Annotated in this window: 16 protein-coding genes and 2 tRNA genes; 15 read left to right on the top strand and 3 right to left on the bottom strand. The window is 65.8% G+C overall.

Translation table 11 applies throughout. The annotated features are described in order from the left end of the window. The first annotated feature begins 61 nt into the window (after positions 1-61). From CHB74_RS03775 to CHB74_RS03790, 4 genes are read left to right on the top strand one after another with little or no spacing between them, the layout of a single operon-like run. Positions 62-637, top strand: coding sequence for a hypothetical protein (locus CHB74_RS03775; RefSeq protein WP_144033710.1), 576 nt, complete (start codon positions 62-64; stop codon positions 635-637). A gap of 17 nt (positions 638-654) precedes the next feature. Then, positions 655-876 (top strand): hypothetical protein, encoded by a 222-nt coding sequence (locus tag CHB74_RS03780; protein WP_218821377.1) that lies wholly within the window; start codon positions 655-657, stop codon positions 874-876. Continuing rightward, positions 870-1,589 carry a DNA-methyltransferase gene (locus CHB74_RS03785; protein WP_089218272.1) on the top strand — a complete coding sequence of 240 codons (720 nt, stop codon included), beginning with the start codon at positions 870-872 and terminating at the stop codon, positions 1,587-1,589. The genes CHB74_RS03780 and CHB74_RS03785 overlap by 7 nt, the downstream gene beginning before the upstream one ends. Continuing rightward, a complete protein-coding gene (locus CHB74_RS03790; protein ID WP_089218273.1) occupies positions 1,586-1,774 on the top strand; it encodes a helix-turn-helix transcriptional regulator in 189 nt (62 codons plus the stop codon). Before CHB74_RS03785 ends, CHB74_RS03790 begins: the two co-directional genes overlap by 4 nt. A gap of 47 nt (positions 1,775-1,821) precedes the next feature. On the opposite strand, the gene CHB74_RS03795 is transcribed toward CHB74_RS03790, so the two are convergent. Further along, positions 1,822-3,162, bottom strand: a complete 1,341-nt coding sequence (locus CHB74_RS03795) for a tyrosine-type recombinase/integrase (RefSeq protein ID WP_245842590.1) — start codon at positions 3,160-3,162, stop codon at positions 1,822-1,824. 152 nt (positions 3,163-3,314) lie between these two features. Then, positions 3,315-3,404, bottom strand: a tRNA-Ser gene (locus CHB74_RS03800). Positions 3,405-3,527: 123 nt separating this feature from the next. Here CHB74_RS03800 and hspQ point away from each other — a divergent pair. From hspQ to CHB74_RS03850, 10 genes are all read left to right on the top strand, one after another. Next, positions 3,528-3,908, top strand: a complete 381-nt coding sequence (gene hspQ, locus CHB74_RS03805) for a heat shock protein HspQ (RefSeq protein WP_089218275.1) — start codon at positions 3,528-3,530, stop codon at positions 3,906-3,908. A gap of 194 nt (positions 3,909-4,102) precedes the next feature. Next, positions 4,103-4,471, top strand: coding sequence for a BlaI/MecI/CopY family transcriptional regulator (locus CHB74_RS03810; RefSeq protein ID WP_089218276.1), 369 nt, complete (start codon positions 4,103-4,105; stop codon positions 4,469-4,471). Then, positions 4,468-6,030 carry a M56 family metallopeptidase gene (locus CHB74_RS03815; protein WP_089218277.1) on the top strand — a complete coding sequence of 521 codons (1,563 nt, stop codon included), beginning with the start codon at positions 4,468-4,470 and terminating at the stop codon, positions 6,028-6,030. The genes CHB74_RS03810 and CHB74_RS03815 overlap by 4 nt, the downstream gene beginning before the upstream one ends. 126 nt (positions 6,031-6,156) lie before the next feature. After that, positions 6,157-7,857, top strand: coding sequence for an AMP-binding protein (locus CHB74_RS03820; protein ID WP_089218278.1), 1,701 nt, complete (start codon positions 6,157-6,159; stop codon positions 7,855-7,857). A gap of 31 nt (positions 7,858-7,888) precedes the next feature. Further along, a complete protein-coding gene (locus CHB74_RS03825) occupies positions 7,889-8,137 on the top strand; it encodes an exodeoxyribonuclease VII small subunit (protein ID WP_089218279.1) in 249 nt (82 codons plus the stop codon). Continuing rightward, entirely contained in the window at positions 8,127-9,056 is a 930-nt protein-coding gene (locus tag CHB74_RS03830; protein ID WP_089218280.1) for a polyprenyl synthetase family protein, read from the top strand. Before CHB74_RS03825 ends, CHB74_RS03830 begins: the two co-directional genes overlap by 11 nt. Continuing rightward, positions 9,057-9,560, top strand: a complete 504-nt coding sequence (coaD, locus tag CHB74_RS03835) for a pantetheine-phosphate adenylyltransferase (protein ID WP_089218281.1) — start codon at positions 9,057-9,059, stop codon at positions 9,558-9,560. It abuts the gene before it with no gap. 67 nt (positions 9,561-9,627) lie between these two features. Next, positions 9,628-10,329: a peptidylprolyl isomerase gene (locus CHB74_RS03840; protein WP_089218282.1), complete on the top strand. Its 702-nt coding sequence runs from the start codon at positions 9,628-9,630 to the stop codon at positions 10,327-10,329. A gap of 27 nt (positions 10,330-10,356) precedes the next feature. After that, entirely contained in the window at positions 10,357-11,382 is a 1,026-nt protein-coding gene (gene queA, locus CHB74_RS03845; protein WP_089218283.1) for a tRNA preQ1(34) S-adenosylmethionine ribosyltransferase-isomerase QueA, read from the top strand. 44 nt (positions 11,383-11,426) lie between these two features. Continuing rightward, positions 11,427-11,500 (top strand) — tRNA-Gly (locus tag CHB74_RS03850). A 340-nt stretch (positions 11,501-11,840) separates the two neighbouring features. On the opposite strand, the gene CHB74_RS03855 is transcribed toward CHB74_RS03850, so the two are convergent. Continuing rightward, on the bottom strand, positions 11,841-12,236 hold the full coding sequence (locus tag CHB74_RS03855) for a polyketide cyclase (protein WP_089218284.1): 396 nt from the start codon (positions 12,234-12,236) through the stop codon (positions 11,841-11,843). Positions 12,237-12,698: 462 nt separating this feature from the next. Between CHB74_RS03855 and CHB74_RS03860 the strand changes: the two genes are divergently transcribed. Further along, positions 12,699-12,953: a hypothetical protein gene (locus tag CHB74_RS03860; RefSeq protein WP_144033711.1), complete on the top strand. Its 255-nt coding sequence runs from the start codon at positions 12,699-12,701 to the stop codon at positions 12,951-12,953. Positions 12,954-13,055: the final 102 nt, after the last annotated feature.

Consider the following 13,055-nt stretch of genomic DNA (forward strand, 5'->3'; position numbering starts at 1 on the left):
TGCTTCCCGCACCGGGACAAAGCGCAATCTCGCGGCCCTGCGCGATGCAGGCTGGCGCCTTATGGTGTCAGCTCGCGGCGTGCTGCGCACGGAAGGCTTTCCCTATGCGCTCGACAACGGCGCCTGGACGGCCTTCAATCGCGGCGAACCGTTCGACGTTCCCGCCTTCGAAAAGGCGGTGAAGCTGCTCGGACAGGGCGCGGATTTTATCATCCTGCCCGATATCGTCATGGGCGGCGTCCCATCCTTCGAGATGTCGATCGCCTGGCTTCGCAAACTCCGCCGGCGCGTCGCCCTGCGCGGGACACGCTTCCTGATCGCTGTGCAAGACGGCATGGAGACGATCGCGCGCCGGATCACCCGTTGGCTCGGCCCGAAAGTCGGGATTTTCGTCGGCGGCAGCACCGAATGGAAGCTGGCGACGATGGCCAAATGGGCGCGGATCGCGCATCGGCGGAGTGCCGTTTGCCATGTTGGCCGGGTGAACACGGCGCGGCGCATCCGGTTTTGCGAGGCCGCCGGCGTCGACAGCTTCGACGGGTCGAGCGCCTCGCGCTTCGCTGTGACGCTTCGCCCGCTGGAGCTGGCGCGCCGCCAGATCGACCTAGAGGGCTATTTGACGAGGCTGGCAGCATGACGCCGGCGATGCTGAAAATGCTCCGCGAATCCGGCCACGATCCGCTTGACGGCCGAGGCTACGGCGTCGAGCTGCGCGGCGCCGGCGAGTGGGCGACAGCCCGCGCGCTGGTCGCCGCCAGCCTCGGGTGGATCGAGGGAGGGCGGCCGCAAGGTAGCGAGTTGCCCGGCCTGTTCTTCGCCAACCGCGACGGCGTCGCGATCGTCGCGGCCGAGGCGGAGGATGACATGCCATGGTGACGTCGCCCGTCCAGATCGGCCCGGCGACGCTCTATTGCGGCGATGCCTATCAGATCCGGCCCAGCCTCGGCTTCTTCGACGCCGATGTCATGGATCCGCCCTATCTGTTCGATAATTCGGGCGGCGGGACGTTCCGCAAGTCGCGCGTCGGCGCCGACCGGATCGTTGCCGAGGGCCTCGATCAAGGGTTCGACCGGACCATCATCAATCCGCTGCTCTGCGGGGCTGTCGCCGTGTTCTGCCACAACGACCAGTTGCCCGAGCTGCTGCCCTATCTCGACGGCGTTTTCCACCGCTTCGCGCTGCTGATGTGGACGAAGCCCAACCCCATGCCGATGCGCAACCGCCACTATCTGCCCGATACCGAGCCATTCATTCATGCCTGGAACCGGGGATATCATCCGATCGGCGAACATCACGACATGCACCGCTGGATCCACGCCAATTCGATGCCGACCAAGCTGTTTGACCACCCGACCGTCAAGCCGATGGCCGTGATGGAGAAGATCCTGCGCAACGTGAGCGGGGAAGCGATTTGCGATCCGTTCATGGGCACCGGCTCCACCGGCGTCGCCGCGATCCGCGCCGGCAAGCGCTTCACCGGCATCGAGAAGAACCCCGCGCATTTCGCCACGGCCGTCGAGCGCCTTCGCACTGCATGGGAACAGATCAACGACCGCGCGCAGGCGCCAAAAATTGAGGCTACCGCATGAACATCCCATCGAATTCGCGCCTGCTGCGCATCACCGACGTCATGGAACGCACCGCGCTTTCCCGCTCACACATCTACGCGATGGTCCGCGCCGAGCAGTTCCCGGCGCCGAAGCGCCTTGGCGCCAAATGCTCCCGGTGGAGCGAAGGCGACGTCGATGCCTGGATCAAGGGGAGGCCGTCGTGAACGATCTCGCCAAAATCGCGGCGGCGATCCGTGCCCGGTAGCCGATATCAGCCGCGCGGCTTGCCCGGCCCGGTCGCCGCCCACCGGATCGGTTGCCCGATATGGATCTGCGGCGGCCACATGTCCGTGAGCAGGATACTCGCCCATGCGCAAGCGATCTCGCGCCGGCGCGCCATATAGGCGGCGCGATTATAGGCGCCCTCGACCTTGTCCTTGGGGACGTGCGACAGCATCAGGTCGATGATCGCCCGATCGGGCGCGATCCCAGTATGGCCCATGTCGCGCCATTCGCGCTCGGCCCGTTCGTTCATGATCGTCGAGAACGCAGACCGGAACCCGTGCGGCACATGACGCTGATAATAGCCGGCGCGGATCAGCAGCGCGCGCAGCGTGTTTTCGCTCATCGGCCGATGGACGTGGCGATCGCTCGGAAACATCAGCTCGAGGTCGCCGGTCAGCGGGTGCAGCGCGCGCAGAATGTCCACCGCCTGCGGGGCGAGGGGGACGAGATGGTCGCCGTCGACGTCTTGCTTACGATCCCGATCGCCCTTCATGCGGTGCGCGGGGATGCGCCATAGCGGTTCGTCGCCGTCGAGATCCTCGAATTCCTGCCATCGCGCCGAATGCAGCTCGTTGGGGCGAACGGCGGTCAGGGCCAGCAGCCGGATTGCCAGCTTGGTCGGGGCGCGGCAGCGCTCCGCCTCACAATCAATCAGGATCTGGCGCACGCCGGCGAGCGATGTTACCGCCGGCTGCGGCTTGGCCTTCGGGATCTTGGGCAAGGCGATGGCAAGGCTCGCCGCCGGGTCGCGGGCCGCCTGGCCGGTCGCGATCGCATAGACAAAGATGGCGCTGATCCGCTGGCGCGTGCGGTGTGCGGTTTCCACGGCACCGCCATCGACGATGGATTGTAGCACCGCCAGCACCTCGGGCGCCTCGATCTCCTCGATCCGCGCGCGCCCCAGCGTCGGAAAGACCTTCTTTTCTAGATTTTCGAGGACGTCCTTGGTGTGGACCTGCGACCAGTGCTTCGCCTGCAGTTTGTGCCACGCTCGTCCGATCGCTTCAAAGGTCGGCCGCGTATCGGCCGCCGGGGCCGCCCGGTCAAACAGGTCGCCGGGCTTCGGCTCCATCCCCTTGGCCAGCAGAGCCTTCGCCGCGTCACGCGCCGCGCGCGCATCCTTCAAGGAGATCGCCGGATAGCTGCCGATAGTCAGCGTTTTCTGGACGGGTTTGTCTCGCCCATTGCGGCCGAACTGATAGTTCATCCGCCATTTTCGCCCACCGGCGGTCGAAACGTGCAGATAGAGCTGCTCGCCATCGGTCAATTTATAGGGTTTCTCGGCAGCCTTGGCGGCGCGCAGCTTGGCGTCCGTCAGGCGGCTCATACCATATCCCCCGAATCGCATACCATAGATCTGACCATATCACGCACCGGCTGCATGAGAACAAATGTAGACTCATGCGGACTAATCCGGCGTGAAAAATGGCGCAAATTTGCGGGCTTGTGGACCCTTGCGTACTCATCAGGATGAATAGGTGGCGGAGAGGGTGGGATTCGAACCCACGGTACAGTTGCCCGTACGCCGCATTTCGAGTGCGGTGCTTTCGACCTCTCAGCCACCTCTCCGCTGAAAGAACGGGCCCGTGAAAACGGTGCGTCCCGGTCGATGAGGGGCGCCCCTTAGCGGATGATTTCGGGCTTGCCAAGCGTTGAGCTTGCGTCCGGCATCACAAACCCTAGATTGGCACCATGACGAAGGACATTTCGCTGACTCTCGACCGGCAGGCGCAGCTCATCGCGCCGCCCGTTGCGCACGCCCGTTTCGCCATTGGCGATGTGGTGCGGCACCGCCTGCTCGAATTTCGCGGAGTGATTTTCGACGTCGATCCCGTCTTCGCCAACAGCGAGGAATGGTATGAGGCGATTCCCGAGGGCGTGCGCCCCGCGCGCGATCAGCCTTTCTACCATCTGCTCGCCGAAAATGCGGAGAGCAGCTACGTCGCTTATGTCAGCCAGCAGAATCTGGAATATGACGAAAGCGACGAACCGATCGATCACCCCGCCATTGCCGGGATTTTCGACGATTATGTCGACGGCCGGTACAAGCTGCGGCGCGAGCACCGCCACTAAGCGCGAATCGGGCGGCCGACCGCTTCGTGACCGCCGTCCACCGCAGTTTTTCCAGCATTGCAGATGGCTGTCCGGCAGGTGGCTTGACCCGCCGGCTGCCGTGGCGCGCGCCGCACGCATCGCGTTCGCGCCTTATGGCTTGACGATTACGTATGTAGTCAAATAAGACTACGTATGTAATCGGAGGGACGCCGGTGGCCGAGCGAATCAGCGATGGCGAACATGCCGTCATGGATGTGTTGTGGGACGAATCGCCGCTGACCGCGGCCGAGGTGGCGGAGCGGATCGATCCGGCGCGTGGCTGGAGCGACCGCACGGTCAAGACCATGCTTGCCCGCCTGCTCGCCAAGGGCGTCCTGGCGCATGAAGAGGATGGCCGCCGCTATCTCTATCGCCCGCTCGTTGCGCGGGCGGATTATGCCGCCCGGGAATCGCGGCGGCTGATCGACCGGCTGTTCGGCGGCCGCGCCGCGCCGCTCGTCGCGCATCTGGCCGAACAGGACCAGTTGACCGCTGAGGACATCGCCGAGATCGAGGCGCTGCTGAAGGCGCTCAAGCCATGAGCGCCGACTGGCTGAGCGCGAGCCGGGTGGCGGAAGCACTGATCGCGTCGGGCCTGCTGATGGCGGTCGTGCTGCTGGTGCGGGGCAGGGTGGCCCGGGCGTTCGGCGCGCGCGTCGCTTATGCGCTTTGGGCCTTGCCGGTGCTGCGGCTGGTGATGCCGCCGCTGCCCGAAATGGCGGAGCCGGTGGCGGCGCAGGTGCCGATCCGAATCGACCTTTCGATGCTGGACCATGCGGTGGCCGCGCCGATGCCGGTGGCGAGCATGGATCCATTGCCCGTGCCGGGGCCGGACTGGCTGGCGATCGGGCTGGGCATCTGGCTGGCCGGTGCGGTGCTGTATTTCGGCTGGCAGATCGGCCTCTATCGACACTTCCTGCGCATGGCGCTGCGGGGATCGGCCTTTCTTTGTCGCCGCTGCGGCATTGCCGTCCATGTCAGCGCCGGCGTGCGCGGGCCGGTTGCGGCGGGCATCCTTGCGCGGCGCATCCTGCTGCCCGGCGATTTCACCCGGCGATACAGCCGTCAGGAACAGCGCCTGGTGATCGCGCATGAGGTTGCCCACCATGTCCGTGGCGACCTGATCGCCAATCTGGTCGCGCTGGTGCTGGTCTCGCTCCACTGGTTCAATCCGCTCGCGCACATCGCCTACCGCGCCTTCCGGGCCGATCAGGAACTGGCTTGCGACGAAACCGTGCTGGCCGACGAGCCGACGAGCGAGCGCCATGCCTATGCGACCGCGCTGGTGAAGTCCGCCGGCCATGCCACGCCGGCCGCCGCCTGTGCGCTCGGCGCGACCCAGATCAAGAGGAGATTGAAGATGATGGCGGCAGCGAAACGGAGCCGCGTGCGGCGGCTGGCGGGATCGGCATTGGTTGGGCTGCTGGTCGGCGGCGGGCTGATGCTGACCGCGACCGGCGGCATCGCGGCGAGCGGCGCGGTCGAAATGCCCCGGCTTGCGCTGGTCGATCCGGTGGCGGCCCTGCCGGCGGTTCAGCCGGTGCCGGTGGCGCCTTCGGCTGTCGCGGTTGAAGCGCCCACCGCGCCCGTTGCCCCGGTGGCGCCTGCGGCACCCGTCGCGCCAGTGGCCGTGCAGGCCGCCGCTGAGGCCGATCGCGTTGCAGCGGTGGCCGAAGCCCGTGCGGCGGCGGCCGAGGCCGTGGCGCAAGCGCGCGAAAGCATCGCCACCGCGCGCGTGGCGGAGCGCGAGGCGCGGGCTTCGGCCCAGCAGGCGCGGGCGCAGGCAATGCGGGCGCTCGCCAATGTCGACGTCGATAGCGAGGTGCGCGCGGCATTCGCGGCGGCGCGGCTGGATATGGAACGCGGATGCAGCGAACGGGCCCGGCGCGACGCCGCCGGCCTTGATGATCGCGCGGCGATCACGGCGCTGTCCCGCAACTGCGTCGACATGCGGGCCATCCGCAGCCAGGTGGCCGATGCCTTGCGCGATGCACGGGCCGACATCCGGGCTGCCGATCTGCCCGACGCCCAGCGCCGCCGCGTCACGGCCGCGCTGGATGCCGAAATCGCCCGCCTGCGGGGTGGCGGTCTGGTCGATTGACGGGGGAGGGGCTTGGCCTCCGCGCCGGGCTTTCCTAAACAGGCTGGGCCGGAGGGGGAGCGGCGCGCATCCGATAACATCCTCGGCCCGATTGCATCCCCCGCGCTTCCAGTTTACGTAAGCGTCATGGCTGATCCTGCATCCGTCTGGCGTAGCGCCTATCGCCATCCCACCGATTGGGATGCCCAATATCCGCCGCTTAGCCTGCCGGCGATGTTTGCCGCATCGGCCGCGCGGTGGCCGGATCGGGCGCTGATCGATTTCATGGGCCGCAAGTTCAGTTATGCCGAAAGCTGGTCGGGCGTTCGCCGCGTGGCGGCGGGGCTTGCGGCGCTGGGCGTGGGCAAGGGCGATCGCGTCGGCCTGTTCCTGCCCAACGTCCCCCATTATGTCGCGGCTTATTATGGCGCGCTGGCGGCCGGGGCGACGGTGGTCAATTTTTCGCCGCTCTACACGGTGGATGAACTTGCCCATCAGGTCGCGGATTCGGGCACGCGCATCCTGTTCACGATCTCGGCGGCGGCGCTGCTGCCGACCGCGCTTCAGGTCATGGAGCGCAGCGGGCTGGAAAAGCTCGTGGTCGGATCGGTCGCGGGCGCGCTGCCGGCCGGCAAGTCGCTCTTCTACCGGCTGTTTCGCGGCAAGGAGGTGGCGAAGCGGCCGCATGATCCGCGGATCATCGCCTTCTCCGAACTGATCCATAATGATGGCAAGGCGCCCGACGTGGCGATCGAGCCGGAAACGGATGTCGCGCTGCTGCAATATACCGGCGGCACCACCGGCACGCCCAAGGGCGCGAAGCTCACCCATCAGGCGATGACGGCCAATGCCCGCCAGATCGTCGCGATCGATCCGCATGCGGATGATGCGGATCGGATCATGGGCGTGCTGCCGCTGTTCCATATCTTCGCCAATGCCGCCGTGCTCAACCGCACCGTGCTCAATGGCGGCGAGATGGTGTTGCTGCCGCGCTTCGATGCCGCGCAGGCGCTGGCGGCGATCCAGCGCACCCGCGCCACCGCCATGCCCGGCGTGCCGACCATGTATCAGGCGCTGCTCGATCATCCGAAGACCGCCACGACCGATTTCTCGTCGTTGCGCGTCTGCATTTCGGGCGGCGCGCCGCTCGCGGCCGAACTCAAGGCCCGGTTCGAAACGGTCACCGGCGCGCGCCTGTGCGAAGGCTATGGCCTTACCGAAAGCGGTATCGCCAGCACCAATCCCTATGAAGGCGAGAACAAGACCGGCACGATCGGCCAGCCGCTGCCGGCGACCAGCTTCCGCCTTGTCGATCGCGACGATCCGACGAAGCCGGCGGCCGATGGCGAGCCCGGCGAAATCGTTATCCACGGCCCGCAGATCATGGCGGGTTACTGGAACCGGCCGGATGCCGATGCCGATGTGTTCGTCGGCGGCGGCCTGCGCACTGGCGATGTCGGCCTGATCGACGCCGACGGCTATATCCGCATCGTCGATCGGTTGAAGGACATGATCTCGGTCGGCGGGTTCAAGGTCTTCCCCAGCCAGGTCGAAGCCGTGCTCTATGGCCATCCGGCCGTGAAGGAGGCGCTGGTGATCGGCATTCCCGATCCCTATCGCGGCGAAAGCCCCAAGGCGTTCGTCACCCTCAACGAAGGGGCGGAGGCCACGGGCGAGGAGATCATGGCCTGGCTCAACCCCCGGCTCGGCAAGCATGAACGCGTCGTCGCGGTGGACGTGCGCCTGAACCTGCCCAAGACGTTGATCGGCAAGCTCAGCCGCAAGGAACTGGTTGCCGAGGAACGCGCCAGGGCTGCTGGCGCCGCATCATCGACAAGCGTGGCTTGACCCCCGCGCGACCGCCCGCCACAAGCCGGGCATGGGCCAGGATGCAGATACCATTTCCGAACTCTCTTTCGAGGACGCGCTGAAGCGGCTGGAGGCGATCGTCCAGCGGCTGGAAAGCGGCGAAGAGACGCTCGACAATTCGATCAAGCTTTATGCCGAAGGCGATGCGTTGCGCGCCCAGTGCGAAAAGAGGCTGAAGGATGCGCAGGCGCGGATCGAGAAGATCGGGTTGGGCGCGGATGGCCGGCCGGCGGGGACGCAGGGTTTCGATGCCGGCTGACGGCCCTTCGGATGGCGACGTGATCGATACGCCTGCCGGGCTCGGTTCCGCGCTGGAACGGGTGGCGGCCGAAATCGACCGGCATTTCGATCTGTTGCTCGAAGTTCCGGACGATGCGCGCGGCCGGCTCTATGCTGCTATGCGCCACGCCGCGATCGGCGGGGGCAAAAGGCTGCGGCCGTTGCTCGTCTGCGCCGCGTGCGATCTCTTCCATGTCGATCGCATGGCCGCGATGCGTGTCGCCACGGCGATCGAATGCATCCATGTCTATTCGCTGATCCACGATGACCTGCCGTGCATGGACGATGATGACGTCCGTCGCGGCAAGCCCACCGTCCACAAGGCGTTCGACGAGGCGACGGCGGTTCTGGCCGGCGATGCGCTCCACGCGGTCGCGTTCGAAATCCTGGCCGACGATTCCACCCATGCCGATCCCTTTGTGCGGATCGAACTGGTGGCGGAACTCGCCCGCGCCTCCGGCCCGGCGGGCATGGCCGGCGGGCAGGCGATGGATCTCGCCGCCGAAACCGAAAGCTTCGATCTGCCGACGGTCACTCGGCTCCAGCAGCTCAAGACCGGCGCGCTGATCGGCTTCTGCCTCGAAGCGGGGGCGATCATGGGGCATGTGCCGCCCGAAGGCCGTGGCCGCCTGCGCGCTTATGCCCGCGATGTCGGCCTCGCCTTCCAGATCGTCGATGATCTGCTGGATGTCGAAGGCGATGCCGAAACCACCGGCAAGGCGGTCGGCAAGGATGCGGCCGCCGGCAAGGCGACCTTCGTCTCGCTGCTCGGCCAGGAACGCGCGCGCCAGCAGGCCGAAATGCTGGTCGAACAGGCTATTTCGCATCTTGCCGGCTTCGGCCAGGAAGCCGATCTGCTCCGCGCGGTTGCCGCTTATGTTATCGAAAGGGATCGTTGAATGAAGCGCGTCGGGGTCTATCCGGGCACGTTCGATCCGATCACATTGGGTCATATCGATATCATCCGGCGCGGCGCCAAGCTGGTCGACAAGCTGGTCGTCGGTCTGTCGACCAATCCGTCCAAGACGCCGATGTTCACGATCGAGGAACGGCTGGCGATGATCCGCCGCGAAGTGGCCGGGATCGACGGCGATATCGAAGTCGTCACGTTTGATTCGCTGCTGATGGATTTCGCCGATCGCGAAGGTGCCAGCATCATCGTTCGCGGGTTACGCGCCGTCTCCGATTTCGAGTATGAATATCAGATGGCGGGCATGAACCAGCAGCTGAACGATCGTGTTGAAACGGTCTTCCTGATGGCGGATGTCAGCCTGCAGCCGATCGCTTCGCGGCTGGTGAAGGAAATCGCGCTATATGGCGGCGCGATCGACAAGTTCGTGCCGGCGGCCGTCGCGGCGGAAGTGGGCGCGCGCGTGGCGACGATCGGGCGCAAGGGCAACTGAGCGTTCAGCAACAGGCAAGGGGTTTCGGGGCATGGCGCTGGCCGCCCCGTCGGGAGAATAAGTGTCGATGCGTTTGAAGATCCTGCTGGCCACCGTCACCGGCCTGTTCGCATGTCACGCCGCCTTCGCGCAGGAAGCCGCCCCGGTGGCGCCTGTCGCGCCCGTGACGGCGCCGGCGCCCGATCCCGCCAATATCCTCGACCTCGAATTGTCGACCGGCGGCACGGTCAAGATCCTGATGCGGCCGGACAAGGCGCCGCATCATGTGGAACGTATCCGCACGTTGGCCAATCGCGGCTTTTATGACGGCCTCGTCTTCCACCGCGTGATCGAAGGCTTCATGGCGCAGGGCGGCGATCCCAGCGGCGATGGCAGCGGCGGTTCCGAGCTGCCGGACCTCAAGGCCGAGTTCAACGATATGCCGCACGTCCGCGGCGTGCTGTCGATGGCGCGCGCCGAAGCGGAGGATAGCGCCAACAGCCAGTTCTTCATCATGTTGTCGCCGATGCTGCGGCTCGACGGCAAATATACCGCGGTCGGCCGCGTCATCTCCGGCATGCAATATGTCGATGCGATCGAACGGGGCGAGCCGCCGGCCAATCCGTCGCGGATCGTCCGTGCCCGCACCGAAGCGGCCGAACCGACGCTTCCGGTGGCTGCGGCTACGGCGACCGCCCCGGCCACGCCGGTCGAGGATGCGGTCGGCAAGAAGGCGGTCGAAAGCGTGCTGCGCGGCGACCTGCAGGAAGACAAGCCGAAGAAGAAGTAAGCCCGTACAGCGTTTCAGGGGCCGGCGATGCGCGTCGATCTGTTCGATTTCGATCTTCCGGCGGAGCGGATTGCGCTGCGCCCGGCCTCGCCGCGCGATTCCGCGCGGATGCTGGTGGTCGACCAGGATGGCATGGCCGATCGCATCATCCGCGATCTGCCCGATATCCTGCGTCCCGATGATCTGCTGGTGTTCAACGATACCCGCGTCATCCCCGCCCAGCTGGAAGGGCGGCGGGGCGAGGCGCGGATCGGGGCGACGCTGCACAAGCGCGAAGGGCCGCGCGCCTGGCGCGCCTTCGTCCGCAATGCCAAGCGCGTGCGCGACGGCGATCGCATCGAATTCGGCGCGGGCGTGACGGCGCTTGCCGCGTCGCGCGGCGATGACGGCTCGATCCTCCTCGAATTCGATGGTGACGAGCCCGTCGAACTGCTGCTCGAACGCGCGGGCCGCATGCCGTTGCCGCCCTATATCGCGGGCAAGCGCGCGGCGGACGAACGCGACGCGGACGATTATCAGACGATGTTCGCGGCCGAACCCGGCGCCGTCGCCGCGCCCACTGCCGCGCTCCATTTCACGCCGGATCTGATGGCGGCGCTCGATGCGCGGGGCATCGGCCATGTCACGCTCACCCTCCATGTCGGCGCGGGCACCTTCCTGCCGGTCAAGGCGGAAGATACCGACGATCACCGCATGCACGCCGAATATGGCCGCATCGACGCGGCCACCGCCGACCGCCTCAACGCGGTCCGCCGGGCGGGCGGGCGGGTGATCGCGGTCGGCACCACCTCGCTGCGCCTGATCGAAAGCGCGGCGGGAGAGGATGGGATCATCCGGCCTTTCGACGGCGATACCGCGATCTTCATCACGCCCGGCTACAGGTTTCGCGGCATCGACGGGCTGATGACCAATTTCCACCTGCCCAAATCGACCCTCTTCATGCTGGTTTCGGCGCTGATGGGCCGCGAACGGATGCAGGCGGCCTATGCCCACGCCATCGCTGACGGCTATCGCTTTTATTCTTACGGGGATGGCAGCCTGTTGCTGCCCTGACCCGTTGCCAAGCGCGCGCGGCCGCGCTATCCGGCGGCCCACAGGCGGGTATGATGTAATGGTAGCCTGTCAGCTTCCCAAGCTGAACGCGCGGGTTCGATTCCCGCTACCCGCTCCAATTTGCAGACCGCCGCTGCCCATCGGCGTCTTCGCAAACCCCAGAAATCAGCGATATTTTCTCCGCATCTGACCGCTGGAGATCGCGCGCATTTGCGCGCAGCGATACAAGATGGCGGATGGTGGCGGGCTGTATCTTCAGGTTCAGCCAGGCGGCGGAAAGTCGTGGAAATAATAATATCGAGACGACGGTCGGGAGCAGATATTGAGCATCGGCTCTTGCTCCGATGTCGATTGGAGTGAGGTCCGCAGGAAGCGGGATGCTGCGGGCAAAGGCCCTTCTCGGGAATCCTCGTCTGTAAAGCCCGCGAACGGCGCATCGAGACGCTCGCCAAGGCCGCCTAGCGGCCCACCACTTCCTTCAATCGCTTGAGATCGCGGACGACCCATTTGGCGTCGGCCGAGAAACGCTCGTCATCCATGTCGGGCTGGCGGAACAGGGTCAGCATCACCTCCGCGCCGCGTCCATTCTGGATCACGCGCAACGGCACATAGACCTCGCTTCCATCCTCCAGCTCGACCCAATGATCCATCACGCCATGGTCATTATGCGGGGTGAACCGAATGCGGACAGGCCCTTCGGCGCCGTCCGTCAACCAGCCCCTCTTATCCTGGCGGAGTTCCGATTGCGCGAGGCCAGACGCCCATTTCGGGAAGAATTCGGGCCGCCAGATCCGATCGTAAAGCGCTTGCCAATCCCGATCGATCGAGACGCTGAAGGTGCGTGACGGCAGCATGATCCTGTCCTCCAATGTGGCGAAGGCAGGGCTCGTACGCGGATGTCTGCGGACTGTCACGGATGGCGGACCGGCCGGGCGGTGATTTGTTGGTTCGCGGGGCCGCGCGCGTCCGCAGGGGGATGGGCGGGGCCACAGGAAAATGGGGAAGGGGGCGGGCGCGCAATCGGTAGGAATGGGCGTGTGGCAAGATGAAAGCGCTCGCTCTCAAACGAGCCAACATATCGTCTGGGAGGCACTTTTGTACGAGATCGGGCGATCTTCGATGGAGACGCTTGGTCTCGTCGGGAAAATGGACGCTTGAGCAGCCCAGTACGTCGAGCTCATGCCTGATGGCGCCCGCATAGGCGTCGCCAAACAGGCGCAGGTGTACGAGCCACGGCCACAAGCTATAGACCGGCGCTCTCGCCAATCGGCCTGCAGGTCGAGGGCTTCGAAGAATGTCGCTGGAGGGTGATGGAGATGGCGGAGCAGACGGTGCTGCGCCCAGAAGTCGGGGCAGTTCCCGGTGCGGTCATTTTCGATAGCAACGGCATCGAAGCTGCAGTCGCCAGGCCAGCCATAGGGTTCGTCCGAGGCGCGATGGAGGCAGGCCAGGGCATCGGTCAGGCTACCCCATGCCGAGCCTTGCAGGGCGCCGTCATAAGCGAGGACGGCCATCACGAGAATATCAACTCAACCGCGAAACCTCTGGGGCAGGCGCGCCTGTCGCTGTAACAGGCCTTAGCACTACTTTGGCAGAAGTTTGGCAGGGTATCTGATGAGGCTGCATCCGCAGTGAGGGCAATTCTGCGGCGGTGAGCGAGACAAGCGGTCAAG

The organism is Edaphosphingomonas laterariae, assembly GCF_900188165.1.
In the GTDB taxonomy this organism is placed as follows: Bacteria; Pseudomonadota; Alphaproteobacteria; order Sphingomonadales; family Sphingomonadaceae; genus Sphingomonas_E; species Sphingomonas_E laterariae.